Origin of the sequence: Streptomyces sp. R35 (genome assembly GCF_041053035.1) — a bacterium.
Taxonomy (GTDB): Bacteria; Actinomycetota; Actinomycetes; order Streptomycetales; family Streptomycetaceae; genus Streptomyces; species Streptomyces lutosisoli.
Genome location: NZ_CP163440.1, coordinates 5857164 through 5881345 on the forward strand (window position 1 = coordinate 5857164; position 24182 = coordinate 5881345).

The 24182-nt window shown below is 67.9% G+C and carries 23 protein-coding genes and 1 pseudogene; 12 read left to right on the plus strand and 12 right to left on the minus strand.

Features of this window, described 5'->3' with window-relative positions; genetic code table 11:
* Positions 1-50: 50 nt before the first annotated feature.
* Positions 51-2480: a PA14 domain-containing protein gene (locus AB5J50_RS26775; protein WP_369260819.1), complete on the minus strand. Its 2430-nt coding sequence runs from the start codon at positions 2478-2480 to the stop codon at positions 51-53.
* A gap of 359 nt (positions 2481-2839) precedes the next feature.
* Here AB5J50_RS26775 and AB5J50_RS26780 point away from each other — a divergent pair, with 359 nt between their 5' ends.
* Positions 2840-3910, plus strand: a complete 1071-nt coding sequence (locus AB5J50_RS26780; RefSeq protein ID WP_369265521.1) for a sugar ABC transporter substrate-binding protein — start codon at positions 2840-2842, stop codon at positions 3908-3910.
* Positions 3911-4039: 129 nt separating this feature from the next.
* A complete protein-coding gene (locus AB5J50_RS26785; protein ID WP_327435128.1) occupies positions 4040-4534 on the plus strand; it encodes a hypothetical protein in 495 nt (164 codons plus the stop codon).
* Here the strand turns inward: AB5J50_RS26785 and AB5J50_RS26790 are convergent.
* On the minus strand, positions 4512-4712 hold the full coding sequence (locus tag AB5J50_RS26790; protein WP_369260820.1) for a DUF397 domain-containing protein: 201 nt from the start codon (positions 4710-4712) through the stop codon (positions 4512-4514). The two genes, AB5J50_RS26785 and AB5J50_RS26790, sit on opposite strands and share 23 nt — an antisense overlap.
* A gap of 2 nt (positions 4713-4714) precedes the next feature.
* Positions 4715-5605 (minus strand): helix-turn-helix domain-containing protein, encoded by an 891-nt coding sequence (locus AB5J50_RS26795; RefSeq protein ID WP_369260821.1) that lies wholly within the window; start codon positions 5603-5605, stop codon positions 4715-4717.
* A gap of 267 nt (positions 5606-5872) precedes the next feature.
* Here AB5J50_RS26795 and AB5J50_RS26800 point away from each other — a divergent pair, with 267 nt between their 5' ends.
* The 4 genes from AB5J50_RS26800 (at position 5873) to AB5J50_RS26815 (ending at position 9403) form a co-directional block, all read left to right on the plus strand.
* Positions 5873-6337 (plus strand): ATP-binding protein, encoded by a 465-nt coding sequence (locus tag AB5J50_RS26800; protein ID WP_369260822.1) that lies wholly within the window; start codon positions 5873-5875, stop codon positions 6335-6337.
* Positions 6338-6411: 74 nt separating this feature from the next.
* A complete protein-coding gene (locus AB5J50_RS26805) occupies positions 6412-7026 on the plus strand; it encodes a Uma2 family endonuclease (RefSeq protein ID WP_369260823.1) in 615 nt (204 codons plus the stop codon).
* Positions 7027-7065: 39 nt separating this feature from the next.
* Entirely contained in the window at positions 7066-7722 is a 657-nt protein-coding gene (locus AB5J50_RS26810; RefSeq protein ID WP_369260824.1) for a M15 family metallopeptidase, read from the plus strand.
* Between the two features lie 184 nt (positions 7723-7906).
* Positions 7907-9403 (plus strand): hypothetical protein, encoded by a 1497-nt coding sequence (locus AB5J50_RS26815; RefSeq protein ID WP_369260825.1) that lies wholly within the window; start codon positions 7907-7909, stop codon positions 9401-9403.
* Between the two features lie 54 nt (positions 9404-9457).
* Here AB5J50_RS26815 and AB5J50_RS26820 read toward each other — a convergent pair whose 3' ends face one another.
* From AB5J50_RS26820 to AB5J50_RS26830, 3 genes are read right to left on the minus strand one after another with little or no spacing between them, the layout of a single operon-like run.
* Positions 9458-10312, minus strand: coding sequence for a transglutaminase N-terminal domain-containing protein (locus tag AB5J50_RS26820; RefSeq protein WP_369260826.1), 855 nt, complete (start codon positions 10310-10312; stop codon positions 9458-9460).
* Between the two features lie 5 nt (positions 10313-10317).
* Positions 10318-11250 carry an alpha-E domain-containing protein gene (locus tag AB5J50_RS26825; RefSeq protein WP_369260827.1) on the minus strand — a complete coding sequence of 311 codons (933 nt, stop codon included), beginning with the start codon at positions 11248-11250 and terminating at the stop codon, positions 10318-10320.
* Positions 11247-12791: a circularly permuted type 2 ATP-grasp protein gene (locus AB5J50_RS26830; RefSeq protein WP_369260828.1), complete on the minus strand. Its 1545-nt coding sequence runs from the start codon at positions 12789-12791 to the stop codon at positions 11247-11249. The genes AB5J50_RS26825 and AB5J50_RS26830 overlap by 4 nt, the downstream gene beginning before the upstream one ends.
* A gap of 496 nt (positions 12792-13287) precedes the next feature.
* On the opposite strand from AB5J50_RS26830, the gene AB5J50_RS26835 reads away from it, so the two are divergent.
* The 3 genes from AB5J50_RS26835 to AB5J50_RS26845 all read left to right on the plus strand — a co-directional run bounded on the left by AB5J50_RS26835 (position 13288) and on the right by AB5J50_RS26845 (position 16711).
* Entirely contained in the window at positions 13288-13662 is a 375-nt protein-coding gene (locus AB5J50_RS26835) for a hypothetical protein (RefSeq protein ID WP_369260829.1), read from the plus strand.
* A 173-nt stretch (positions 13663-13835) separates the two neighbouring features.
* Positions 13836-14543, plus strand: coding sequence for an ABC transporter ATP-binding protein (locus tag AB5J50_RS26840; protein ID WP_369260830.1), 708 nt, complete (start codon positions 13836-13838; stop codon positions 14541-14543).
* A 260-nt stretch (positions 14544-14803) separates the two neighbouring features.
* Positions 14804-16711 (plus strand): hypothetical protein, encoded by a 1908-nt coding sequence (locus AB5J50_RS26845; RefSeq protein WP_369260831.1) that lies wholly within the window; start codon positions 14804-14806, stop codon positions 16709-16711.
* A gap of 61 nt (positions 16712-16772) precedes the next feature.
* Here the strand turns inward: AB5J50_RS26845 and AB5J50_RS26850 are convergent, their stop codons facing one another.
* Positions 16773-17441, minus strand: coding sequence for a LuxR C-terminal-related transcriptional regulator (locus AB5J50_RS26850; RefSeq protein WP_369260832.1), 669 nt, complete (start codon positions 17439-17441; stop codon positions 16773-16775).
* Positions 17442-17806: 365 nt separating this feature from the next.
* Between AB5J50_RS26850 and AB5J50_RS26855 the strand changes: the two genes are divergently transcribed.
* On the plus strand, positions 17807-18919 hold the full coding sequence (locus tag AB5J50_RS26855) for a LuxR C-terminal-related transcriptional regulator (protein ID WP_369260833.1): 1113 nt from the start codon (positions 17807-17809) through the stop codon (positions 18917-18919).
* Here the strand turns inward: AB5J50_RS26855 and AB5J50_RS26860 are convergent.
* The 4 genes and pseudogenes from AB5J50_RS26860 to AB5J50_RS26875 all read right to left on the minus strand — a co-directional run bounded on the left by AB5J50_RS26860 (position 18804) and on the right by AB5J50_RS26875 (position 22824).
* Positions 18804-19865 carry a helix-turn-helix transcriptional regulator gene (locus tag AB5J50_RS26860; protein ID WP_369260834.1) on the minus strand — a complete coding sequence of 354 codons (1062 nt, stop codon included), beginning with the start codon at positions 19863-19865 and terminating at the stop codon, positions 18804-18806. The two genes, AB5J50_RS26855 and AB5J50_RS26860, sit on opposite strands and share 116 nt — an antisense overlap.
* Positions 19862-20851, minus strand: a pseudogene (locus AB5J50_RS26865) (helix-turn-helix transcriptional regulator). Before AB5J50_RS26865 ends, AB5J50_RS26860 begins: the two are co-directional and overlap by 4 nt.
* Positions 20848-21849: a LuxR C-terminal-related transcriptional regulator gene (locus AB5J50_RS26870; protein ID WP_369265522.1), complete on the minus strand. Its 1002-nt coding sequence runs from the start codon at positions 21847-21849 to the stop codon at positions 20848-20850. The pseudogene AB5J50_RS26865 and the gene AB5J50_RS26870 overlap by 4 nt, the downstream one beginning before the upstream one ends.
* A 6-nt stretch (positions 21850-21855) precedes the next feature.
* Positions 21856-22824 carry a helix-turn-helix transcriptional regulator gene (locus AB5J50_RS26875; protein ID WP_327430350.1) on the minus strand — a complete coding sequence of 323 codons (969 nt, stop codon included), beginning with the start codon at positions 22822-22824 and terminating at the stop codon, positions 21856-21858.
* Between the two features lie 154 nt (positions 22825-22978).
* Here AB5J50_RS26875 and AB5J50_RS26880 point away from each other — a divergent pair, with 154 nt between their 5' ends.
* Together AB5J50_RS26880 and AB5J50_RS26885 are read left to right on the plus strand one after the other, a co-directional pair.
* A complete protein-coding gene (locus AB5J50_RS26880; protein ID WP_327430351.1) occupies positions 22979-23182 on the plus strand; it encodes a 5'-nucleotidase in 204 nt (67 codons plus the stop codon).
* On the plus strand, positions 23179-23514 hold the full coding sequence (locus tag AB5J50_RS26885; RefSeq protein WP_327430352.1) for a hypothetical protein: 336 nt from the start codon (positions 23179-23181) through the stop codon (positions 23512-23514). Before AB5J50_RS26880 ends, AB5J50_RS26885 begins: the two co-directional genes overlap by 4 nt.
* A 160-nt stretch (positions 23515-23674) precedes the next feature.
* Here AB5J50_RS26885 and AB5J50_RS26890 read toward each other — a convergent pair whose 3' ends face one another.
* Positions 23675-24088, minus strand: a complete 414-nt coding sequence (locus tag AB5J50_RS26890) for a pyridoxamine 5'-phosphate oxidase family protein (RefSeq protein ID WP_369260835.1) — start codon at positions 24086-24088, stop codon at positions 23675-23677.
* Positions 24089-24182 lie beyond the last annotated feature (94 nt).

A 24182-nucleotide genomic window follows, 5' to 3' on the forward strand; every position in this document is an offset into this window, starting at 1 on the left:
CACCTGAACCTCCGGGCCCCTTCGCCTTTTCCCTGCTTTTCCTTGTGCCGTCAGAGCCAGTCGTCCCAGATGCCGTAGGCCTGCGAGCGGCTCACCACTTCGGTGCCGGCGGCGTCGAGGTACACGACGCGGTAGTAGTACAGGCCCAGCCGGTCCTCGTGGACGGTGGTGTCCATGTAGTACGCGTCCCCGACACCGACCTGGCCGGAGGCGAGGGTGACGTAGGAGGACGTGGCCGCGTCCCAGCGTTCCACGCGGTAGTCGGTCAGCAGGGAGCAGTCGCCGAGGCCCGAGCTCTCGGAGCAGTCGACGTACAGCTCGGGGTACTGGTCCTCGCGGACGTCGGTCCCGGTCCACCCCGGCGGCCGGGTGTCGGGCAGGGCGACCGAGATGTCGGCGGTGTGGAAGAAGTCGGGGCCCTCGTCGTCGTACAGGCCGAAGACGTCCGTGGCAGCCACCCGGTAGACGTGGGTGGTGCCGTCGGGGACCGTCGGGCAGAGGATCTCGGTGCCGGCCATGGAGCTGTTCCGCCAGCAGTTCTTCTTCCAGACCGTCTCGCCGGTGTCCGGGTCGGTGGCGCTCTGCCACACGTAGTAGCCGGTGACGTCGTCGTCGGCGGGCGGCGTCCAGGTCAGGTGGACGCCGAGCGGGAGCTGCTCGGCGGTCAGGTTCTCGACCGGGGCCGGGCGCTGGGTGTCCGGCGTGGTCGCCGTGGCGGCCTGGCCTGGCTGCGAGACGTGCCCGTACGGGTCGACGGTCACGATCCGGTACTCGTACTTCGTCTCGGACGCGCCCGAGACGTCCCAGCAGGTGCCGTGGATCTCCTTGCGCCCCGCGTACGCGGGGGCGTCGTCACCGGCCCACCACCAGGACGTCGAAGGGTCTTCCAGCGGCTCGTCCACCGAGGAGTTCGGCTTGCACTTGTCCACGGTGGTGCTCTCGCCGGTCGCCGTGTCGGTGCGAATGATCTTGTACGTGAGCAGCGGGCCGTCGTCGAAGGTCCACGGGTCGGCGCTCCTCCACCCGATCATCACCCCCTCGTCGAACCTGCTCGCGGTGGTCTCGAAGGCGGGGATGGCCTCGGGCCGGTCGGCCATCGACAGGGCGACCTCCACCGGGGCGGCCGCGTTGCCCTTCGCGTCCACGGAGCGCACCACGTACTTGTAGGTGTCGGCGACCGCCGCTCGCTGGCGCGGCACGACATCGGTCCGTGTCGTGGTGGTCGTGGTGGTCCCGTCGGTGAGGGCTTCGACGTACCCGCCGGTCGCCGGGTCGTACTGCAGGACCTGGTACGAGGCGGCTCCGGCGACGGGCGACCACGCGAGGTGGGGAACGCCCGACTCGTACGCGACGTGGGCGTCGGCGGTGGTCGCCGGCGGCGTTCGGTCGGAGGTGGTGAACGTGGTGGCGGCCGAGTACACGGACCAGTTCCCGGCGGCGTCGCGGGCCCGCCCCCGGTAGGTGACCTTGCTGCCGTCGGCCTGATAACCGGTGTCGCAGATCGCGCCCTTGGTGCCGGAGTACACGGTGGTCCAGGTGCCGGTCGCCGCGTTCAGGCGCTGCATCTCGTACAACGTGATGTCGGCCGCGTTCGCCGCGGTGGTGACCAGCTCCGGGGCCGCGTAGGGCTGGTCGGCCGGGCAGGAGTCCATCTCCACGAACGGTGCGGCGGGCGGGGTCTTGTCGACGGTCGTGACGCCCTGGTCCGCGGTGCCCGACGACTCGTTGCCGGCCTTGTCGTAGGCGCGGACCTCGTAGTAGTACGTCTGGCCGGTGGGCGGCGGGGTGTCGGTGTACGAGGTCGCCGTCGTGGTCGTCAGCTTCGTCCAGGTGGTGCCGCCCTTGAGCCGGCGGAAGACGCGGTAGCCGGCGAGGTCCATCTCCTTGTTCCTGGACCAGGTGACCTTGGCCTTGCCGGTGGAGCCGGTGTACGTGACCGCGGCGCCGCTCGGGGCCAGCGGCTTGACGGTGTCGTCCGAGGCCGAAGTCCGCGGCGCGTACGTGAACTTCACCTTGGCGGAGCCGGTCCAGTTGACGTAGTCGACACGCACGGTGTGCGTGCCCGACGGGACGGTCAGCTTGACGGACTTGGACTGGGTCGTGGAGACGTTCTTCCAGAGGTCGATCTTGCGGGTGCCGTCGAGGTACACGCGGATCCCGTCCAGCGCCTGGGCACTGAAGGTGAACGGCCCTCCGGAGCCGAAGTCGCGCGTCACCGTCCAGCGGACGCCGAAGTTGTTGGTCGGCAGGCCCGAAGCCGGAGCACCCGACCCCCAGTTCTGGTCGATCGCCGAGTCGCAGTCCGTTTTCTTCGGTGTGCCCGAGAAAGTGGTGTTGGCGAAGAACTGCCGCTTATAGACCGGTGATGCGCAGGATGTCGCGGCGGAGGCGGGCGTGGCGACTGCAGTGAGCAGGGCGCCTGCGGTGGCGAGCACGAGGGCGGAGGAGACCGCGGCCGTCGTGCCTCTGGCTGGGTTCATGCGTTCCTTCAGGAGTGCCGATCGTCGCCGATCGTCAACGGGAGGTAAAGCCGTTGACGATCACGACTCCTGAAGTGGCCACTTGGTTGTAGGCAGTTGCAGTGACTTGTGCGACTCAGGGTGAAGCTGAGGGGATTGCTGGAAGGCGAGGGCGTAACCTCTTCCCATCGTGTTCACTTGGGGAACACAGAACGCTGTTGCCATCTCGTTAAGTGGTTACTCCTTGACGCTGAGATGATCGCCGCGTTGGCTTTCAGCCACCTGGGTCGCAATGCTGCAACCTCGCCCGGAAGGCACCTGATGTGAACACTCGTAACGCCCGGCTTCGTCGTACGGCCATATCCCTGGCCTCGTCCGCGATGGCCGTCACCCTCGCCGGCTGCGGCGTCGTGGACGGAATCGGCGGCAGCAGCACCAAGGCCAGCCCCACGAAGGGCGACGACATCCAGGTGGGCCTGCTCCTCCCGGAGAGGGAGAACACCCGTTACGAGAAGTTCGACTACCCCATCATCAAGGCGCAGGTCGAGAAGCTGACCAGCAACAAGGGCAAGGTCGTCTACGCCAACGCCGAGCAGGACGCGGCCAAGCAGAACCGCCAGCTCCAGCAGATGGTGGACGACAAGGTCGACGTCATCCTCGTGGACGCCGTGGACTCCAAGTCCATCGCGGCCGGTGTGCAGAAGGCCAAGGACGCCGGCATCCCCGTCATCGCGTACGACCGCCTGGCGCAGGGCCCGATCGACGCGTACATCTCCTTCGACAACGAACTCGTCGGCGAGGTCCAGGGCAAGGCCCTCGTCGAGGCGCTGGGTGAGAACGCGGCCTCGAAGAAGATCATCATGATGAACGGCGCGACCACCGACCCGAACGCGGCGCAGTTCAAGGCCGGCGCCACGTCCGAGCTCAAGGACAAGGTCGTCATCGCCAAGACGTACGACACCAAGGACTGGAACCCGGTCAACGCCAAGGCCAACATGGAGAAGGCGATCGCGGCCGTCGGCCTCAACAACATCGCCGGTGTCTACTCCGCCAACGACGGCATCGCGGGCGCCGCCATCGACGCCCTGAAGACCGCGGGCGTCAGCAAGGTCCCGCCGGTCACCGGGCAGGACGCCGAGCTCGACGCGGTGCAGCGCATCGTCAAGGGCGACCAGTACATGAGCGTCTACAAGTCGTACCCGGAGGAGGCCAACGCCGCCGCCGAGATGGCCGTGGCGAAGGTCCAGGGCCGCTCGATCGAGTTCGACGCCCTCACCCGCGACAAGGTCGACAGCCCCACGAACAAGGACGTTCCGGCCCAGCTCGTGCCCGTGGTCGCCCTCACCAAGGCCAACATCCAGGACACGGTGATCACGGACGGCATCTACACGGTCAAGCAGATCTGCACGGCCGTGTACAAGGCGTCGTGCACGGCGATAGGACTGAAGTAGAGCGGTACGAGGTACGCGGGCCGGGCGGCCGCCGGTAAACCGTTCCCGGTCCGCGGATGTCTCACAGGATGACCGCACGTCGTACCGTGCGACGTACTGTCATCGTCCTGCTGGAGGCACCCCGTGGCCATGATCGGCCTGTTCTGGATAACCGAGGAGAGTGTGCACCTGGGTGCCGAGCCCGAAGGACAGGGGCGCGGCGTCCGGCTCACTCCCGAGGGCCTGGAGGCCGTCGGCACGGACCAGCGGGGATCCTGGACCTGGGCGGACGTCCGCGCCGTCGACGTCCACCACGTCCAGGTGCGGGCGAGCACCGGCTGGCTGATGCACAGCGTCGCGGACACGGTCCTCGACCTCGCGGCGGGCGTCGGCGAGGCCCCGCCCCCCTTCGAGCTCCACGTGCGCACGGCCACTGACGAGACGGCCGAGCTGACCGTGCACTGCGCGGTGCCCGGCGGCTACGTCCAGTCCGAGTACGAGCTGTCCCTGGAGCTGCTGCACCGCTTCGTGGACGGCACGGCGGACGTGGCGCGCCTGCTGGAATGGGGCCGCGCCGAGGGCGGCGCCACGACACCTTGGCGCCCGGCGCGGGAAGCCTTGCTCAGGAGCTGGGCGACGACTTGATGTGCCGCGACTTGATGTGTCGCAGCAGTGCGGTGAGCCCCTGCGGGGCGGTGGCTATGACCGTTTGGGGGTCGTCGCTCTCGCGGAGGCGGATCGTTCCGTCGGGGGCGGTGGCGATGAAGAGGCAGTTCGCCTGATCCTCGCTGAACGATGACTTCTGCCAGGCCGGTTCGGACATGGTCAGGCCTCCTGAAGGCTGTAGAGCAAGTGCTGAAGCAGGGCCAGGGAGTCACGGGACTCGTGCGTGGATGCGGATACCGCGGGATCCAGGGGCGGCAGGGCCGCTGTGCGGAGGCGGTCGAAGCGCTGCCGGTATTTCAGGACCGCGTCGCCCTCGTGGATGTAGACCGTGGCGGCCGGGTTCTCGACGAGAACCGTCTGCAGGGCCGACCCGTGTGAGTCGGCCAGCAGGAACGGGGTGCTGAAGGCGGACAGCCCTTCGGCCGTGAACGGCAGCACTTGAATGGTGACGCGCGGCAGTTCCGCCATGCGAATCAGATGCAGGAGTTGTCGGCGCATGACGGTCACGCCGCCGAACCGCACATGCAGGGCCGCCTCATGGATCACCGTGTGCAGAGACGGCGGCTCGGGCCGGGTGAGGATCTGTTGCCGCTCCATGCGGAACTGGACGGCCCTCTCCAGGTCGTCGTGCGGGCGGTCGCTGGACCGGAAGATGGAGCGCGTGTACTCCGGCGTCTGCAGGATCCCCGGGATGAACAGTGACTCGTACGAGAAGAGCGCGTCGGCGGCTGCTTCGAGTTCAGCCAGATCCAGCACGGGCTGAGCGAGCGCGCGGCGGTACTCGGTCCACCAGCCTTTGCCACTGTCCTCGCTCATCGCGACCAGGGCCTCGATCAAAGGTTCCCGTGTGCACCCATAGGCGTGGCATAGTGCGCGCAGTTTCTCCGCCGGAATCGCGGTGCGGCCGGCTTCGACATGTCCCAGGTGGGCGCGACCCATGGCGATGAACTCACCGCCCTCCGTCACGGAGTAGCCCGCCTGTTCGCGCAGCTTCCGCAGTTCGGCACCGAGGCGTCGCTGCCGTTCTGTGGTGCTGGTGCGCAGTGCCAACGTGCTTCCTCTCCCACCGAGTTGGCGCCAGTCTGCCCCGCCCGAGCGGCAGGGGCCACCTATTCCGGCGAATAGGTTGCACGCGGTAACCCTTATTCCCTACCGTGAGTGTGGCACCACTAACTCTCCGGAACCGTACCGGAGTTGTCCAACTCCCCCTGCCCACAAGTGAAAGCGCACCCGATCCGCCCCCCAGCCGGAGCCGGACACTGCCATCGCGGGCGTTACCCCCCACTCCACAAGCTCTCCGACAGGAGCCGATCCCCCATGGAAATGGAACCCGCCCGCAAGGCACCCCACCGCCCAGCCCAACTCGCCTACGACTACAGCCTCTTCGCCCCCGCCGACGCCACCGCCCCCAAGGTCTGCCGGGACTTCGTACGCACCGTGCTCCTCACCCTCGACCGCGAACCCCTCATCACGCCCGCGGCCCTGTGCACCTCGGAACTGGTCACCAACGTCCACCTCCACACCAAGGGCACCGCCATGCTCCGCGTACAGCTCACCCCGGCCCGCCTCCGAGTGAGCGTGTACGACGAGAGCCACGAGCCCCCGGTTACGACGGCCACCGCCGGCACCGCCTGCTGGGGCCGCGGCCTCGTGCTGGTCGCGGAGGTGGCGGATCTGTGGGGCGTGGCGGAGGAACGGGCGGGGCGGTTCGCGAAGGGGGTGTGGTTCGAGCTGGGGGAGGGCGAGGTCGCCGGATCGTTCCGTCCTCACCGCATCGGGTGAGCCTGGGTCTGTTCCGCTGGTCGGCCTCGGCGCCCTACTTACGGTGATCCCGCGAAAACGAAGGGAGGTGTGTCATGTCCGAGAACGAGGTCGACCCTGACGCGGCCGAGCTGGACGCGGTCCTCTGGGAGGCGTGGAAGGCCATGGAACTCCCGGAGGGCTACCGAGCGGAGATCATCGAGGGGATCATCGATGTCCAGCGCATTGGCCGTATGCGGCATGGGCTGATCGCCAACCGATTGAGCGAGGCGCTGTCCCTGTCCTTGCGCGAGGATACGTACGCCGCCTATCAGGCGATGGCCGTAACGCTGGGGCGTCGCCGCGTATGGATGCCGGACGTCCTGGTGGCCTCGGAGGGGTGGGATCCGCGCGCGGACGTGGAGGGCATCGGGATTGCCGCCTCGGCCGTTCACCTTGTCGCCGAAGTGGTGTCACGAGGCAAGCGCCACCAGGACAGGGACCGGGTCCGTAAGCGCCGTGAGTACGCCCAAGCCGGCATCCCCGTCTACGTGATCACCGACGACTACGACGACCAGGGAACCGTCACGGTCCTCACCGAGCCCCGTCCCGAAAAGGCCGACTGGGTCGGAGTCCACCGCGTCGCCTACGGCACCGAAGTCACCATCCCCGAAGGACCCGCCAAGGGGTTCGTGATCGGGGAGGCGATCACCGGGCCCAAGCGGGCATGAGCCGGACGAGCCCGAGGGGCCGTACGGCATGATCCATTCATGGCAGAGATCGTGTTGATGTCGGACCCGAAGATCGCCGCGATACCAGTCGTGGACTGCGATGAGCCTCTCCTCGACGTACGGGAGAAGGCACCGTTTCCCGTCGACGGGCGGAGACAGGACGGCTCGGGAGCCTTCGCGCATCTGCGGGAAGGGGTGTTGAGCAGGCTCGTGGAGGCGCGGGCCCTGCTGCCGGACGGCGTACGGCTGTTGTTCGTCGAGGGGTACCGGCCGCCCAGCCTGCAACGGATCTATTTCGAGCGGTACGCCGACGAGTTGCGCGCGAGCAACCCCGACTGGGAAGCCGAGCGGCTCCGGTCCGCGGCGAGCAGGTATGTGTCCCCGCCGGAGATCGCCCCGCACAGCGCCGGCGCCGCCGTCGATCTCACCCTCGTGGACGCCGACGGGCGCGAACTCGACATGGGCACCCCGGTGAACGCGAACCCGGAGGTGAGCGACGGTGCTTGCTACACCGCGGCGGAAAACATCAGCTTGGAGGCGCGGGCCAACCGGCAGCTGCTCGGCGACGCGTTGACCGCCGTAGGGCTCGTCAACTACCCCACCGAGTGGTGGCATTGGTCCTACGGCGACCGGTACTGGGCCCTCGCCTCCGGTGCCGGTCACGCGCTCTACGGGCCCCGGGAACTCGACGCCTGACGAGGTCGGTTGGCATTGGCCCCGTGGGGGCGCCGAGATCCTGTGGAGATACGCGCCCGCGGGGCCGACGAGGCGGACGATCCGGATGACCCGGACATCCGGGTCAAGGGCTGGTCAATGAACTCCCTGAAGATCGTCTAGGGTTGCGCGCTGCAACCTGACGATCACGGGGAGATTCTTTCGCATGGCTGGAATGAACGGGGACATACGGTACGCGGCGCCGCGCAGGCGGGGTGCGATGGCGATGGGTGTGACGGGGCTGGTGCTGTCGCTCGGGCTGCTGACCGGGTGCGGGTCGGGTGACGCGGCGACCGAGGGCGGGTCCGACGGCAACGGCAAGGGCGCGGCGTCCGGAGGCGGCAAGGCAGCGGCCGGTCCCGCCTACAAGGGGCCCCAGCTGCCGGGCCTGGCGCGGCAGACGGCGTGGAGCCTGCCCGCCCCGGACGGTGGGGGCACCCCCGGCGTACTGGACCTCGGCGAGACGCTGCTGTTCGCCAAGGACGCGGACGGCGCCTACCTCTCGGACAACGAGGCTCAGGGCGAGCCGGAGAACGCGAAGAACCGTGTGCTGTTCTTCGCGGACGAACCGGAGAACCTGGTCCTGGAGTTCCGGGACGCGAAGACCGGTGCCCTGCGCAAGAGCCTCAAGGTGAAGACCGACGGCGTCTCCGTCACGACGTGGCACGACGGCGTACCGGCCGTCGCCGTGACCACGTCCGCGACCGCCGAGTCCGACGGGCTCACCGAGGAGTCGACGACCTCGACGGCCACCCTGTACGACGCGACCGGCAAGAAGCTCGGGGTGAGCGAACTCCCGCAGGAAGACGAGCAGTCGACGGACGAGCAGACGTACGACGCCGCCTACCTCTTCGAGGGCTACCGCGTCGCCGTAGCCGACAACACCCTCAGCCTCACCCCCATCGACGGCGGCACCGCCCGCATGGTCGGCTGCACCGGCTCCCAGGCCGGCTGCTCGTTCCTCCCGAAGGAGGGCCTGGCCACCGGGCAGTCGACGTACGCCCCGCTCATCACCGGCACCTACTACGCCGGCTTCGAGAACGCCAGCGGCTACGAGTACGACCCCGAGCAGGTCACCCTCTCCGACCTCACCACCGGTGCGAAGGTCTGGAGCAGCGCCGATGTGACGCCGCCCCCGGGAGTGAAGTTCCGCGAGGACGGCGACCGCATGTCGGAGGCGACCCGGGTGTTGCGGGTCGAGGACGGCAAGATCCTCACCGCTTGGCAGACCCAGGCGGTCTCGGGCACCTGGATCGACGCCTGGTACGACCTGAAGGGCGCCAAGACCGCCACCGCGTCCTACCCGAGCGTCGAGGAGCCCCTCTTCGCGCCCTCCGGCGACCTGTTCGCCGCCGCCACCGACAGCGGCACCGTCGTACGGCAGACCGCCGACGGCAAGCAGCTGTGGGCCCAGGGCGGCAACGAGAAGGCGCTCGCGCCGGTCCGGTTCTCCGCGGACGGCTCGGTCCTGTACGGCACGACGGACGGCACGGACAACGGCATCGACGACGACAACCACACCGTCGTCGCCGTCGACGCCCACACGAAGAAGGTCCTCGCCAAGGACCTGACCACCGACCAGATCCCCTACTTCAACGACACCTCCCAGTACGGCTACCTCTCCACCGACGACGGCTTCTTCGTCTTCGCGCCTGCCTCCTGACACCCGGGGCGCCAAGTCGCCGCGGTCGCCAAGACATCGACGTACGGCCGGAGTTCACGCCACCCGCGTGAACTCCACCGTCACCTCAGGCGGCCCCCCGGCCACCCCCCGGTACACCCCCTTGTGCGGCGTCACGTCGTCATAGTCGCGACCGCGCCCGACGACCACGTGGGACTCGTCGGCGCGGGTGCTGTTGGTGGGGTCGTAGCCGGTCCAGTCGCCCGCCCAGTACTCGATCCAGGCGTGGCTCTGGCCGGCGACGGGGCGGTGGAGTTCGGCCTCGCGTTCGGGGTGGAGGTAGCCGGAGACGTAGCGGGTGGGGAGGCCGAGGCCGCGCAGGAGGCCTGTCGTGAGGTGGGTGATGTCCTGGCAGACGCCCGCGCCCTGTTCCCAGGCCTCCATGGCGCTGGTGTTCACGCCGGTGGCGCCGGGGATGTAGCGGACCTGGTCGGTGACGAGGGAGGAGACCGCGACTGCCGTCTCGTGGGGGTCCAGGCCGGATGCCAGGCTCCGGGCCCGTTCCACCAGCTCCGGCGACACCGTCGTACGGCTGGTCGGCGCCGCGTACTCCAACAGGCGTGACTGGGACGTCACTTCGGCGACCTTCGCCCATGTGGGGGCGGCCCTCAGCGGGCCCGGTGGAGCCGTCTCGACCAGGCTGGACGCCGTGATGGTCAGGTCCGCGTGGGGTTCCATCAGGTCGAAGCCGGTGACCTGGGTGCCCCAGTAGTCCCAGTACGACCAGGTGGAGGTGGAGGGGTTCACGGTGACCCGGGCGTCCAGGGTCGTCTGGCCGGGGAGCGTCAGCGGGGTCATCCGCACCTCGTTGTGCGAGGAGACGGCGGCCTGCGCGTAGGAGACACGGGTGGTGTGCCGGATGCGGAGACGGCGTGTCACGGGAGTGGTCATCTCGCTCACGCTCCTTCCTGGGCCCACTCGACGGGCCCCTGGTACGGGAAGAACTTTTCCGCCACCGCCTCCGCCGAGGCCATGCACGCGTGTTGCAAGTCCTTGAGGAGAAGGGGGAGTTGGTCCTCCAGGGCCGACAGGTCCAGGTACTCAAGGCGGGTCCGCATACGGCCTATCGGGCGGCGCGCCGGATCCTGGCGCGGGCGGCCGAGCGCCGCCAGGCACTCCTCCGCCGTCGTCAGGGCGTGCAGGGCCGAGCGCGGGAAGTCCCGGTCCAGCAGAAGGAATTCGGCCACCCGCGGAGTGTCGCCGAAACCGCCGTACACCCGGGCATACGCCTCGTCCGCGCCGCTCGCGCTGAGCAGCGTCTGCCAGTCGGGGGCGTGCGCCGCGTCCAGCACTCGTACGGACAGCAGTCGTACGGTCATGTCGACGCGCTCCAGGCTTCTGCCCAGCACCACGAAACGCCAGCTGTCGTCCCGGCTCATCGTCGAGTCGGCGAGCCCGAAGAAGAGGGCGGCCCGGCGGCGTACGAGTTCCAGGTAGGCGTACGGGCCCGTGCGGCGCGCGGCGAGACGCTGGTCGGCGAGGGCGTGCCAGGTGGAGTTGAGGCACTCCCACATCTCCGACGACACCGCCTCGCGCGCGCTGCGGGCGTTGAGGCGGGCGGCGCCCAGCGCGCCCTCGATCGAGCAGGTCGAGCGCGCGTCGAAGGCCAGCTGGTCCAACACCTGCTGCATGTCGACGCGTTCGTCGCCGGCGTCCACGCCGAGGATGGCGTACAGCGACCGGCAGGCCACGTCCTCGTCGCGCCAGGGGTCTTCGAGGAGCCGGTGGAGGTAGGCGTCGAGGATGCGGCCGGTGGCGTCCGCCCGCTCCACGTAACGGCCCGTCCAGATCAGGGCTTCGGCTATCCGGGAGAGGATCACGTCGTTCACTGCTGCTGTGCCCCTTCCTGTACGACGGCGGGGGTGCCGTCGGGTCCGAGCTGGCGCGGGACGACGTCCGGAACGGTGCCGTCAAACTCAGGCTCGGGATGTTCGGCGGGCCCCTCCGCCAGCACCCAGGTGTCCTTGGAGCCGCCGCCCTGGCTGGAGTTGACGATGAGGTTGCCCTCCTGGAGCGCGACCCGGGTGAGACCGCCGGGCAGCACCCATACGTCACTGCCGTCGTTGACGGCGAACGGACGCAGGTCGATGTGGCGCGGCGCCATGCGTTCGCCCGCGAGGGTGGGGGAGGTGGACAGGGCGACCGGCCGCTGCGCGATCCAGCCGCGCGGGTCGGCGGCGACGGCGGCACGGGTGCGTTCGAGGGTCTCCCGGTCCGCCTTGGGGCCGATCACGATGCCCTGGCCGCCCGCGCCGTCCACCGGCTTGATGACGAGCTGGTCGATCTGGTCGAGCACGGCGTCCAGCTGGCCCGGTTCGTCCGGCCGGAACGACTCCACGTTCGGCAGGACGGGCTCCTCGCCCAGGTAGTACCGGATGAGATCGGGAACGTACGTGTAAAGGAGCTTGTCGTCGGCGATTCCGTTGCCGACGGCGTTGGCGAGCGTGACCGTGCCCGCCTGCGCGGCGCTCAGGATGCCCGGGCAGCCGATCACCGAGTCGGGCCGGAAGTGCAGTGGATCGAGGAAGTCGTCGTCGAGCCGCCGGTATACGACATGGACCGGCATCTCGCCGCGCGTCGTCCGCATCCAGACACGGTTGGCTCGGCAGACCAGATCATGTCCCTCCACCAGCTGCACGCCCATCAGCCGGGCCAGCAGCGCGTGTTCGAAGTACGCGGCGTTGCTGGGGCCGGGGGTGAGCACGACGACACGCGGGTCGCCGACCCCGTCCGGGGCCGCGGCCCTGAGCGCGGCGAGGAGCTTCTGCGCGTAGCCGTCCACGGGGACGACATGCTGCTCGGCGAAGAGGGAGGGGAAGATCCGGGTCATCGCACGCCGGTTCTCGATGACGTACGACACCCCGGACGGCACGCGAACGTTGTCTTCGAGCACCCGGAAGTCCCCGGCCTCGTCCCGTACGAGATCGATCCCGGCGACATGAATCCGGACACCGCCCGGTGGTTCGACCCCGTGCGCGGCTCTGTGGAAATGCGGTGAGTTGAGCAGCAGCCGCCACGGGACGACACCGTCCTCGAAGGCCCGGCACGGCCCGTAGGCATCGCTGAGATAGGCCTCAAGGGCCCTGACCCGTTGAGCGACCCCGCGTTGTATGAGATCCCATTCGAGCGCGTCGAGAATCCTCGGAACGAGATCCAGCGGCCAGGGCCGCTCCTCGCCCGCGAAGGCGTAGGTCACGCCCCGGTCGGTGAACGCGCGGGCCATCTGATCAGCCTTGAAGCGCAGTTCACCCGGTTCGATCGGCTGCAGCGCCGCCAGCACCGGCTCATAGGCGGTCCTGACCTCACCCGGCCGCTCAAACATCTCGTCCCACGCATCGGCCAACGCGTACGCGTCAAATATGTCCGCCATGGACTGACGTTAAGTGCGATACGTAACGCGCCGATCACTCGGCGATTTCCGCCGGCTCACGCGGTGTTTCGGCGAGCTCCGCCGTGCGCCACCGCACTCCGGCGCGCGCCGCGGCCCTGGCCGAAAAGGGGGGTGATCGACCAGGGCCGCTCGGAGCGCCGTCGCGCCCTTGGGAAGCGGTACCACCATGCACCCGGTGCCGGGGCCGCACCACCGTCATCTTGTTGCAACGGGCGAGGAGGAGGTGGGGATGTTCAGGGGCAAATGGGGGTGAGGAGGTGTGCGGGGTGAGGAGGTGCGGGCGTCAGGTGGTGGAGGAGGGGAGTGCATAAACCCGCCGAAAGAGGGGTGTGGGGAAGGGGTGGCGTGACGCTTCACTGTCCCTTGCCCGGTTCGCTCTTGGCGAGCGCGACTGGGTCTCTCCCCGCACGACGTGGGGAGTGAGTACCAGCCTGTGCACGAGCTGACAGGTTTCCGACGAAAGAAGGAAGGTGCAATGAGCGGTAGAGGTATGCGCCGCGCCGCGGTTGGTGTGCTCACTGTGATCGCCATCGCAGGAGCGTCGCCGGCGTTCGCGCTCTCGGCCAGTCGGGGTGGTGCCCGTGGGTGGACCGAACAGTCCGCGTCGGTCATGAACATCCAGGACACCCAGGACGACGGCCACGACGTGAAGGCCGAGTACTACAGGACTGCCCACCCGAGCGACAAGCTCACCCTGTGGAACAAGCAGGCCTACGGCGACACGTACTTCGAGGACAACGACGGCAACGCCTGGACCGTGGAGAGCGGCAAGTACTCCACCATCTTCAAGATGCAGGTCTGCGAGGTGTACGACAACTGGCCCGATGCCTGCAGTGGTTGGGTCGAGTAGTCGCAGCAGGTCGTAACTGACCCACCTCAGAGAGCAGGAGGGGCGGCGGCCGATCGTAGCGGCCGCCACCCCTCCGTGCGCCGTGAGTCTACTCAGCGAGTCGAACTCACGGCGCCGCTCGCGGAGGGGGCATGGGGCGGACGAGCGGCATGGAAATCTCTCTGGAGGTGCGAGTGAGCGGCTACACCGAGCGTGCTGTGCTCGAAGTCGAGAATCTGAAGTACGGCCTGCCTGGCCGGTCACTGCTGGCAGGGGTCAATCTCCGTGTCGCCGCGGGCGAGTCCGTTTCCGTGATGGGGGCCAGCGGCAGTGGAAAGACCACGTTGTTGACGTGCATCCTCGGTCTTGTCCAACCGGACGCGGGGTTGGTTCGCGTCGCGGGCGTTGACCAGGGCGGGCTGTCGTCTCGAGGGCTCGCCCGGCATCGCCGGGAAAACATCGGAATGGTCTTCCAGTTCGGTGAGTTGCTTCCGGAATTGTCTCCTCTGGAGAACGTGGCCCTGGCGGGGCTCCTGGCCGGAAAGAGGACCGGTGAGTCCTACGCGCGTGCGGCTGAGCTGCTCGATGAACTGGGTGTGCCCTCCGAGGGTTCTGCCACTGCGACGCTGTCCGGCGGTGAACGGCAGCGAACGGCGGTCGCGCGCGCATTGATGAATGACCCGGCTCTGCTCCTCGCGGATGAACCGACGGGTTCACTGGATGCCGTACATCGTGATGCCGTGTCAGAACTGCTGTACAGCGTGCCACGGCAACGAGGTTGTGCCCTCCTGGTCGTCACGCACGACGTCAGTGTTGCGCACCGCGCGGATCGCCAAGTCCGACTCGACGGAGGCCTGTTGTCAGCCGACGCGGCGGTTGCGGAAATGGGGGAAAGCACGTGAGCGACCGAGGGCTGTTCCGCCAGTTGCTGCGCATGGGACGCACGGCTGCCCTGGCAGCGGAGGCGGGGCGGGTGCGCTTTTGGGCCCTTGCTCTGGCCACGATCCTGCTGTCTCTCGCGGCGAGTGGCCTGGTGTTGGCTCAGGCCTCCTTCGACGCCCGTGCAGAACGCAGCGTCGCAAGGTCTCCCCGTCTCATCGCGGCTTACCCGCACGAGACTCCTCGTGCGCTTTGGGCGCCGACCACGTCAAGTATCGGAAACATGGCGTACGACGTCGTGTACATCGAGCCGATACGCGAGGACGCGCCGCTTCCCCCCGGCCTCTCCCACTGGCCCGAGCCGGGAGAGGCTGTGCTGTCCCCCGCTCTGTTGAAGTCCGGTGAACGCGAGGGTGTCTCGCGGCAGTTCGGGAGGTTCGGCGGCGTCATCGGTCCTGCCGGTCTCGAAGCACCGGCGGAGCGCTTCGCTTATGTCCGTCCCAGTGCCAAGATGCTTGATCGATCCAAGATGTTCGAGATCAGCGGCTTCGGGGCAGAGGCATCCGCTGGTTTTGTCGGGGAGAGCATTCATAATTTCGGGGCGCAGAAGTTCTACGCCGGATATGCCGTATTGGTACTTCTTCCGTCAGCTCTCCTCGTGGTCATCGCGGCCCGGGTGGGAGCCGCGGCCCGGGACAGGCGAACGGCACTGCTCGGAGCCCTGGGGGCTGGCAAGAGGGCCAGGCTGGCCTTCACCCTCGGCGAGGCGGCGCTGCCTGTAGCACTCGGAGCGGGTCTCGCGGCTCTGGGTGCCTCGATCCCACTCGTGCTGGACTCGTCGTACCCGCTCGTGGAATTCGTCCTCTGGAAGGAAGACGCGCGTGACGCATGGCCGGAGTTGCTGCTCTGCTGGACAGCTGTTCCGATCGTGGTGCTCTTCGTAACGGTTGTTCTTCAGCCCGGATACCGGCGTTCGGGCGGAACCAGGCCGGTCTCCGTATCGGGACGCAGAGCGTGGATGGCATGGGTGTTCCCCTTCGCTCTGCTGGCCACTGTGCGGGGCGCAGAACTCGCGCCCCTTGAGTTTCGGATACCTGTCTATGCCACTGGCTGTGTAGTGGTGCTCGCGACTCTTCCCGCGGTCATCGGGGCCGCGGTGGGGCGGCTGGGGCCGTTCATGACCAGCGTCGGTCGGCGGTTCGGTGCGCCGGGGCTCCTCGTCTCCGGGCGCCGACTGGGTGTCGGCTCGCGTTCGGTGTCGAGGCTGGTGGCTTCCATGGTGATCGCCATAGGACTTGCCGCCCAGACGCAGCTGTGGACGGGGGTATTCGGGGAGTTCACGAAGACCGCGATCGAGACTCAGAAGAGAGTGGGGACGACCGTCCTCAGGGTCACTCCCTACGCGGGAAGTGAGCGGGTACGGGATTTCGAGAGCGGGCTGGCGTCGGACGCGCTGTCCTTGGGCGTACGGCAGACGAGTGACACGGTTGAGATCGTGGGCGACTGTGCCGCCCTTCGGGAGATCGGTCTGCCGTGCTCGAAGACGGCTGTACGGATCTCGGCGGCGAGCGATGACGTACGCCTTCGGGAAATCCTGAGCAGAACCGGGGTGGCGCAGGGAGTGAAGGGATATGCGCGACGTGGGGCGGTCTCGAAAATCGGTGATAGCAGGCGCAGTTCGGTGACCTTGTTGATCGTGGGCAAGGACCGCAAGCAGCTTTCGGTACCGGAAATCCAGGGGATGGCCGGCCGGTCCCTGGCGATGAAGGCGTCTGTTCGGCCCTTGGGGGACCTGTCCGACACGGGGAAGCTGGAGACGGCCACCGGGTGGGTGCGACTGATGTCGCTCGTGGGAGTGGGCGTCATCGGCTTGGTGGCCGGGATCAGCGCGATGGCTGAATTTCTCCGGTTCGGACGGGAGCTTGCCCCGCTGTCCGTGCTGACAGGCAGCCGCCGAATCTTCCGGTCAGTGGCCATGTGGTCTCTGCTGATGCCCGCGGTCTTGGCGGCGGCGCTCGGCGTGTTGGTGTCGTGGTGGCTGGCGACCCCGCTCACCAATACTTCTGTGGCGACACCTGCGTCCATGGCGCCTATCACGGTTGGTGCTCTTGTCTGTGCCCTGGTGCTTGCCTCCTGGGGAGCGTATGCGGCGGTGCGGGCGGCAGAGGTATGGAAACCTTCGTCCGATTGAGTTGCGCCTGGCCATTCCGTCTACATGCACGATTGGACGTGATCTCTTCGCGCGGCACCCCTCATAATGTGGGGAGTTGCGGTTGGCGGGAATGAGCTCGCCACGCGATTCGGGCGGCCTGTACGCGGTTTTCGACTCCGATCGTCTCGTAGATCGTGCGCACGTGATCCTTTACGGTGTGTGTGCTGATGCTGAGCTTTTCGGCGATAGCGAGGTTCGTGAGTCCTTCGCCAAGGAGACTCAGGATCTCGTGGCATCGTGGGCTGAGAGTTCTCAACTGCTCCCGAGCGGCTTTCACTTCTTCCGCGGCGTGACTGGGTTCGAGGTAGCGGTTCATCACGGGCCGAGCTACCTCTGGTGCGAGCGCGACGCTGCCGGCGGCGGCCGCACGGATGGCCCACAGGAGGTTCTCCTCGCGGTCGCCGCTGTGAAGGATTCCGTTCGCCCCCTTGCCGAGGAGTCTCCGGGCTCCCGGCTCCGTGACGCGATCGACGAGAACAATCCGTTTGGGCGTGGTGGCGAACTGGTCCAACTCCCTGAGTGTCTCCAGCGCGTCATCGACGCTGGAATGGCTCAGCACGAGTATGTCCGGCCGTACGGTACGTGCGAGTCGGGACGCCGCGGCGATGGAGCCTTCGCTGACGACACGTACTTGATCGTCGTGCTCAACGGCCTGACGCACTTCCGCACGTTCCAGCGAATGGCGCCCAAAAATCCCGATCCGTATCACTCATACCTCTCCCCGTTGGCGCGGCGAATCATAAGGACCCTGGCCGGATGGGGGATATCCGGCCAGGGTCGCTCAGGGTGCCGCTACGCGCGGAACAGTCAATTCCGCAGGCGTTTTTGTCGGCGGGCGCAGAGATTGAATCCCCGCCGTCACAAAGAATGCGCTCTGCGGATACCTCGGCGCCACCGTCATCTTGTTGCAGGGGACGGGGCGGAGGTAGGGACAATTCCCTATGAACGTGGGCGAGAGGGGGTGCGTGGGCGGGACAGCCGTGTTGCGATGCCGGACGGGTCCGCGCATAGTTGCGCTGCGACAGACGCTGATTACGCGGGGCTTACGCCAGGGGTTGGAGCCAGAGGTGGAAGATGGCCGGGCACGGGACGGACACGCATCCGCACGGCGCTGACCGACTGTGCGAGGCCGGCGACCGGGTCTACTCCCGGGCCGTGCGGCGCGGCCGTGTGCCCCGCGAGGACGCGGAGGCGGTGCCCTGCCTGCTGGAGCTGGCGCTGATGCACCCCGACCCCGACGACATGGGGTGGCTGGTGCCGACCTCGCCGCAGGAGGTCATGACGCGACTCCTGCGCGGGGTGTACGAGGAGGTCAGCGCGAGCCAGGCGCGGGTGGGCGAGGCGGTGTCGGCCTTCGAGTGGTACGCGGGGCTCGGCGGACGCGTCCAGGCGCCGGCCGAGGGAGTGGCGATCCGGGTCCTTGACGGACTCCCGCGTATCCGCGCCGCGATGGACAAGGCGACGGAGGAGTGCGCGAGCGAGGTCCTGGCTGTGCAGCCGGGCGGCATCCGCCGCGAGGACGAACTCTCCGAGGGCCTGCACCGCGCGCTGGAGATGCGCCGCCGCGGCGTCCGGATGCGCGACCTGTACACACATGTGGCCCGGCACGGCCAGGGCCTGCTGAACTACATGGAGTTGATGGGCGGCGCGGCGGAGGCCCGGACGCTCGACGAGGTCGTGGAGAGGCTGATCCTCTTCGACCGCAAGGTCGCGTTCATCCCGGCCAACACGGACCGCACCATCGCCCTGGAACTTCGCCACCCGGCCCTGGTGGACTACTTGGTGACGGTCTTCGAACGCTTGTGGCGCCTGGCGATCCCGCTGACGTCCCCGCTCCCCTCGACGGGCATCGAGGGCATCACACACCGCGAGCGGTCGATCGCCGCCCTGCTGGCGGAGGGACACCAGGACGCGGTGGTCGCCGAGCGGCTCGGGATCAGCGTCCGTACCTGCCGGGCGCACATCGCACGGCTGTCGGAGACGCTGGGAGCCGCCAGCCGTACGCAGTTGGGTGTACGGATCGCTCAGGCGGGGCTGGACGGGCCTCCTCGGGCACCGGAGCTTGAGCCGGTCACGCGTCCGGATGCTGTTCCGGATGTCGGTCCGGGGGTTGTCCCGGATGTTGTTCCAGGTGTTGTTCCGGGTCCTCGTGCTGTCCCTGATCCAGAATCCCCGACCGGCCTATGAGGTAGCCGAGTTGGGCGCGGCTTTCGCTGCCGAGGGTGGCGGCGAGTTTGGCGATGTGGACTCGGGCGGTGCGGATGTTCATGCCGAGGCGGTCGGCTATGACCGCGTCGGTGTAGCCCTCTATGAGGAGCGCGGCGATGGCCTGTTGGCGCTGGGTGATGCCGTTTGAGGAAGGCGGCTGGGCCGCTTGGGGGTACATGGGGGTGGCCAGGTGCCAGAGGCGGTCGAAGGTGTCGACGAAGTAGCCGACGATGGCTGGGGTGCGTATTTCCAGGGCGAGGGTGCGGTCCTCGTTGGCGGGGATGAAGGCGATGGCGCGGTCGATGACGAACAGACGGTTGGTGACTTCGTCGAGGGTGCGGGCCTCGACATCGCCCCTCAGTATTTCGTAGCGAGCGTGGATGGTGGGGGCGTGGCGGAGGGTGTGCTGGTAGAGGGTGCGGATGCGGCCGCCGCGGTCCAGCACGGCCTGATCGCGGCCCAGGGCGGTGGCGTGGAGTTCGGGGCTAGCGCGGGTGTGACTGGTGTGGGGCTGGATGGTGAGGATTTCGACGGAGGCGTCGGCCATGGCCTCGGTGACGGCCAGGTTGATCCGTTCTATGCCGCTGAGGACGCTGATAGCCGTCGATTCCGGCGTCGTGGTCGGGTGGCCTTCGAGTCGCATCAGGGGCTCGAACACCTCGGCCAGTTGGGCTTCGCGCCGCCGTTCGTCCGCGATGCGGTTCTCGACGTTTCGCAGCAGCCGGTGGAAGGCAACGACCGGCGCGACGGGTTCCAGCCATCGCAGGTTCTCGACGCCCGGCTGCAGCAGTCCGAAGTCGATCAGACAGGGGGCTCGGTCGGCGTCCCTACTGGGCACACCGCCTTCGCGCAGAGCCCGTTCGTACAGCTCCGATCCTGCCGCGCACAGTTTCTCCACGCTGTGGATTGAGTGCGGTGCCGTCACTCCGTAGACACCTCCTGCTCCAGAAATCCCGACTGGCTTATGAAGTAGCCGAGTTGGGCTCGGCTGTCGCTGCCGAGGGTGGCGGCGGGTTTGGCTACGTGGACGCGGGTGGGTGCGGATGTTCATGCCGAGGCGGTCGGCTATGGCGGCGTCGGTGAGGCCTTCGATGAGGAGGCCGGCGATGGCGCGTTGGCAGGGGGTGATGCCGTTCAGGGTGGGCTGTTGCGCGGCCTCAGGGTACATGGGGGTGGCCAGGTGCCAGAGGCGGTCGAAGGTGGCGAGGAAGAAGTCGATCAGGGCCGGTTACGGACTTCCAGGGCGAGTGTGCGGTCCTTGTTCGCCGGAATGTAGGCGACGGTGCGGTCGATGATTAGCAGCCGCTGGGTGGCTTCGTCGAGGGTGCGGGCTTCCGCGTCGCCCTCCAGCTCTTCGTAGCGTGCGAGGACGGTGGGGGCGTGGCGGAGGGTGTGCTGGTAGAGGGTGCGGATGCGGCCGCCACGGTCGAGGAAGGCCTGATCGCGGCCCAGGGCTTCGACGTGGACCTGAGGCGGCGGACCGATGTGACTGGTGTGCGGCTGGATGGCGAGAACCTGGGACGCGTCGTTCATGGCCTGTGTGATGGCCCGGTTGATCCGCTTCATACCGCTGAGCACGCTGATCGTCGGCGTGTCCGTCGTGCTCGTAGGGGCCCCGTCGATCCGCATGAGTGGCTCGAAGACCGTGGCCAGCTGCTCTTCGCGGCGCCGTTCGTCCACGATGCGGTCCTCGACGCCGCGCAGCAGCCGGTGCAGGGCGAGGGTCGGGGCCACGGGTTCGAGTCGGTACATGTCCTCGACATGCGGTTGGAGCAGGCCGAGGTCGAGAAGACACGGGGCGGCGTCCGCGTCCTCACCTGACACCTGCCCTTCGCGCAGGGCCCGCGTGTAGAGCTCCACGCCCTCCGCGCAGAGATCCTCGACCCCGTGCGACCGATGCGACCCCGTCACTCCGCCTCACCCGCCTCCTGCTTGAGGATCCCGGACTCGGCGATGAGGTAGCCCAGTTGGGCGCGGCTTTCGCTGCCTAAGGTGGCGGCGAGTTTGGCTATGTGGACGCGGGCGGTGCGGATGTTCATGCCGAGGCGGTCGGCGATGGCGGCGTCGGTGAGGCCTTCGATGAGGAGGCCGGCGATGGCTCGTTGGCGGGGGGTGATGCCGTTCAGAGTGGGTTGCGGGGCGGCTTCGGGGTACATGGGGGTGGCCAGGCGCCAAAGCCGGTCGAAGGTGGTGGCGAGGTAGGCGACCACTGCCGGATGTCGGACCTCGACGGCCACCGTGCGCTTGGTGTTCGCGGGCATGAAGGCCACGCTCCGGTCGACAACGATGAGGCGGTCAGTGACCTCGTCGAGGGTGCGCACCTCGACGTCGCCTTCCAGACGCTCGTAGTGGGCGAGGACTGCGGGGTCGTGCCGGGAGGTGTGCTGGTACAGGGTGCGCATGCGGCAGCCGCGGGAGAGCATCTCCTGTTCCAGCAGGAGCGCGGCTGCCAGGAGACCGACGGGACGCTTTCCGCCGGGCTGGATCGTCAGCACCTCGTGCGAGGACGCGGCCATGGCCCGGGCAATCGCGGTGTTGATCTGGTCGATGCTGCTCAACACGGTATTCGCGGGCGTGTCCCTGGTGGACGTCTGTCCGGCGTCCATGGCCATGAGCGGTTCGAAGGCCTCAGCCAGGCGTGCTTCGCGCTGTCGTTGCCGGGCGATGTCCTCGGCGGTGGCGCGCAAGAGCCGGGAAAGAGCCACGGCAGGGGCAACGGGGCGTAACCATCGCATGTCCTGTAGGTCCGGCTGGAGCAGTCCGCAGTCGACCAGGCAGGGAACGGGGTCGGCCTCCTCGGTGGGCACGCGTCCTTTCTGCAGGGCCCGCTTGTACAGGGCCACGCCTGCGTCGCATAGGTCCTCTACTCCGTGTGGATGGGTCCCGGTGAGCTTCGATCCGTCGTCGATCGGCACTCAGCTGTCCTTGTCCAGGAGACCGGACTGCGCGATGAGATAGCCGAGTTGCGCCCGGCTGCCGCTTCCCAGCGCGGCGGCGAGCTTGGCTATGTGGGCGCGGCAGGTACGGACATTCATGCCGAGGCGGCGGGCGATAGCCTCGTCGACGTGACCCTCCACGAGTAGGTGGGCTATGGACCGCTGGACGCCGCTGATGCCGTCAGTGGGCGGGGCGTACGGTGCCTGTGCGAGGAGGGGGACGGCACGGCGCCAGAGTTGTTCGAAGACCTTGACGAGGTACTGGACGAGTCCGGGGTGGCGGAGTTCCAGAGCTACGCGCCGGTCGTCCTGCGCGGGTATGAAGGCGACTTCCCGGTCGAAGATCATCAACCGTTCTATGAGCTCCTCAAGCGTACGTATCTCCACCTTGCCCTGAGCCATCTGCTCGGCGTACTCCAGGGTGCCCTGGCTGTGCCGAGCTGTGTGCTGGTAGAGGGTGCGCATCACGATGCCGCGTTCGATGATCCCGTGGCCGATCTCCGCTGCCTGGTTCAAGACATCCTCAGGACGTCCACCGCCTGGCTGCACGGTGAGGATTTCAGACCGGCACTCCGCCGTGGCCCGCTGTATGGCTTCATTGATGCGGGGCATGCCTTCCAGGACCGTGATGGCGTGGGTGGTCGGCCGGTCCTGGGCCGTGATGGACATGAAGGGCTCGAAAGAGTCGGTAAGGCTGATGGCCAGATGCCGACGCTCCTGGATCTCCCGCTCGATGGGGTGGAGACGCTGCGCGAGGGCAGCGATCGGTGAGACCGGCCGGAGCAGGTCCGGATCGTCGGGATCGGGCTGGAGGAGCGCAAACTCCACCAGGCAGGGCGCAGGGGACACGTCCGCACGAGGGATGCGTCCTAGGCGCAAAGCCTCGGCATAGAGCTGCCTGCCCACCTCGCAAAGATCCGCCACCCCGTGACCATGTGTCTGGTTCATGTGGCTATTGGGCAATTCTCCACCCCCCAGGGTCCTGAACGTGCAGGAACATGATGCACCTCGCAGGTGGCTTGACGTGTCCTGATGAGCCATCGTCTTCAGGGCGGGGGAGAAGACTTGGGAAGTGAGGACGAGGCCCAACATGTGCAGGAAAATGCTTCGCTCGGTACTTGCTCTGGCCTTCTCGGCGGGACTGGTCTTCGGTGCGGCCCATGGCTCGGATGTGATTTGGAACAGCGAGCCTGCGACCGCGGTTCAAGCGGATGTGATCTGGAACGCCGTACCGGCGACCGTGACCAACGCCGACGCGGCCTTGGATCCGGTCTGGGACGCTGCTCCGGTGGACGCGGGCGCATGACCATCCCACCAGACGACCGCTCCTTCCGCCGAGAAATGGCCACCGCCTACCGCTCCGGCTGGCACTTCATCGACCTGGTCACCGCCATCCCCCACAGTGGTGACTCGTTGATGGTGACGGTGTTCGGAGAGCCTGTCGTCGTCACCCGGGACGACGACGAGGACGTACGGGCGTACCGGTGTCTGCGGCGGCCTCGGGGGGCGCCGCAGCCGGTCCGGTGTGCCATTCGGTACGGAATGATCTTTGTGAACCTTGACCAGCGTGACCACCAGCTTGTTGAACCGGAAGCCCCGGACGTACAGACCATTGCAGCCACCCCCCGCAGTGCCTGACGCGATTCCCCCGTCGTAGTAGATCGCGCAGGTACTTCCCCCCGCAGCGGCGTCACCGTGACCTGAACACGGTGACGCCGCTGCAGTTTTACGTGAAACCTTCAGGATTCCGCCCATCTCGGCAAGGGCTGAAACCGGCCGTAGCCCGGCTGTCCCCGCGTCAGCCCCGCCCCATCGCCGACGTCAGCTCCACCTCGATCACCACCCGCGCCGGATTCGGCGCCGGCACCCTCCCGTACCGCTCCGCGTACCGCCGCTCCGCCTCCGCGACGCGCGCCCGGTCCACGGACACCCTCGCGCGCCCCTCCAGCGTCGCCCAGCGGCGGCCGTCGACCTGGCAGACCGCGACCCGGGCGCCGTCCGCGCCCGCGGCCAGTACATGGCCCACCTTCGCGCTGGACTTGTTGGTGATCACCCGAGCCAGACCCGCCTCCGGGTCGTATGTAACCCCGACGGGCACCACGTGCGGGCTCCCGTCGGGCCGGAGCGTCGTCAGCGTGCACAGATGCCGCTCGCGCCAGAAGCTGAGGTAGGCGGGGTCGGGATCGCGGGGGTCTACGGGGTATGCGGCCATGGTCCGAAATGTAGCCGGAGCTGTCTGCGGTACGCCGTATGGCCTCCACGTCACGCCTTGAGTGGAATAGACTCAACTTTGTGTACGTTGGCCG

Bases quoted from the DNA above. Each gene is read 5' to 3' on its own strand.
- AB5J50_RS26775 (WP_369260819.1), bottom strand. From the start codon at position 2,480: ATGAACCCAGCCAGAGGCACGACGGCCGCGGTCTCCTCCGCCCTCGTG.
- AB5J50_RS26780 (WP_369265521.1), top strand. From the start codon at position 2,840: ATGGCCGTCACCCTCGCCGGCTGCGGCGTCGTGGACGGAATCGGCGGC.
- AB5J50_RS26785 (WP_327435128.1), top strand. From the start codon at position 4,040: ATGATCGGCCTGTTCTGGATAACCGAGGAGAGTGTGCACCTGGGTGCC.
- AB5J50_RS26790 (WP_369260820.1), bottom strand. From the start codon at position 4,712: ATGTCCGAACCGGCCTGGCAGAAGTCATCGTTCAGCGAGGATCAGGCG.
- AB5J50_RS26800 (WP_369260822.1), top strand. From the start codon at position 5,873: ATGGAAATGGAACCCGCCCGCAAGGCACCCCACCGCCCAGCCCAACTC.
- AB5J50_RS26805 (WP_369260823.1), top strand. From the start codon at position 6,412: ATGTCCGAGAACGAGGTCGACCCTGACGCGGCCGAGCTGGACGCGGTC.
- AB5J50_RS26810 (WP_369260824.1), top strand. From the start codon at position 7,066: ATGGCAGAGATCGTGTTGATGTCGGACCCGAAGATCGCCGCGATACCA.
- AB5J50_RS26815 (WP_369260825.1), top strand. From the start codon at position 7,907: ATGGCTGGAATGAACGGGGACATACGGTACGCGGCGCCGCGCAGGCGG.
- AB5J50_RS26820 (WP_369260826.1), bottom strand. From the start codon at position 10,312: ATGACCACTCCCGTGACACGCCGTCTCCGCATCCGGCACACCACCCGT.
- AB5J50_RS26830 (WP_369260828.1), bottom strand. From the start codon at position 12,791: ATGGCGGACATATTTGACGCGTACGCGTTGGCCGATGCGTGGGACGAG.
- AB5J50_RS26835 (WP_369260829.1), top strand. From the start codon at position 13,288: ATGAGCGGTAGAGGTATGCGCCGCGCCGCGGTTGGTGTGCTCACTGTG.
- AB5J50_RS26845 (WP_369260831.1), top strand. From the start codon at position 14,804: ATGGCGTACGACGTCGTGTACATCGAGCCGATACGCGAGGACGCGCCG.
- AB5J50_RS26855 (WP_369260833.1), top strand. From the start codon at position 17,807: ATGGCCGGGCACGGGACGGACACGCATCCGCACGGCGCTGACCGACTG.
- AB5J50_RS26875 (WP_327430350.1), bottom strand. From the start codon at position 22,824: ATGAACCAGACACATGGTCACGGGGTGGCGGATCTTTGCGAGGTGGGC.
- AB5J50_RS26880 (WP_327430351.1), top strand. From the start codon at position 22,979: ATGCTTCGCTCGGTACTTGCTCTGGCCTTCTCGGCGGGACTGGTCTTC.
- AB5J50_RS26885 (WP_327430352.1), top strand. From the start codon at position 23,179: ATGACCATCCCACCAGACGACCGCTCCTTCCGCCGAGAAATGGCCACC.
- AB5J50_RS26890 (WP_369260835.1), bottom strand. From the start codon at position 24,088: ATGGCCGCATACCCCGTAGACCCCCGCGATCCCGACCCCGCCTACCTC.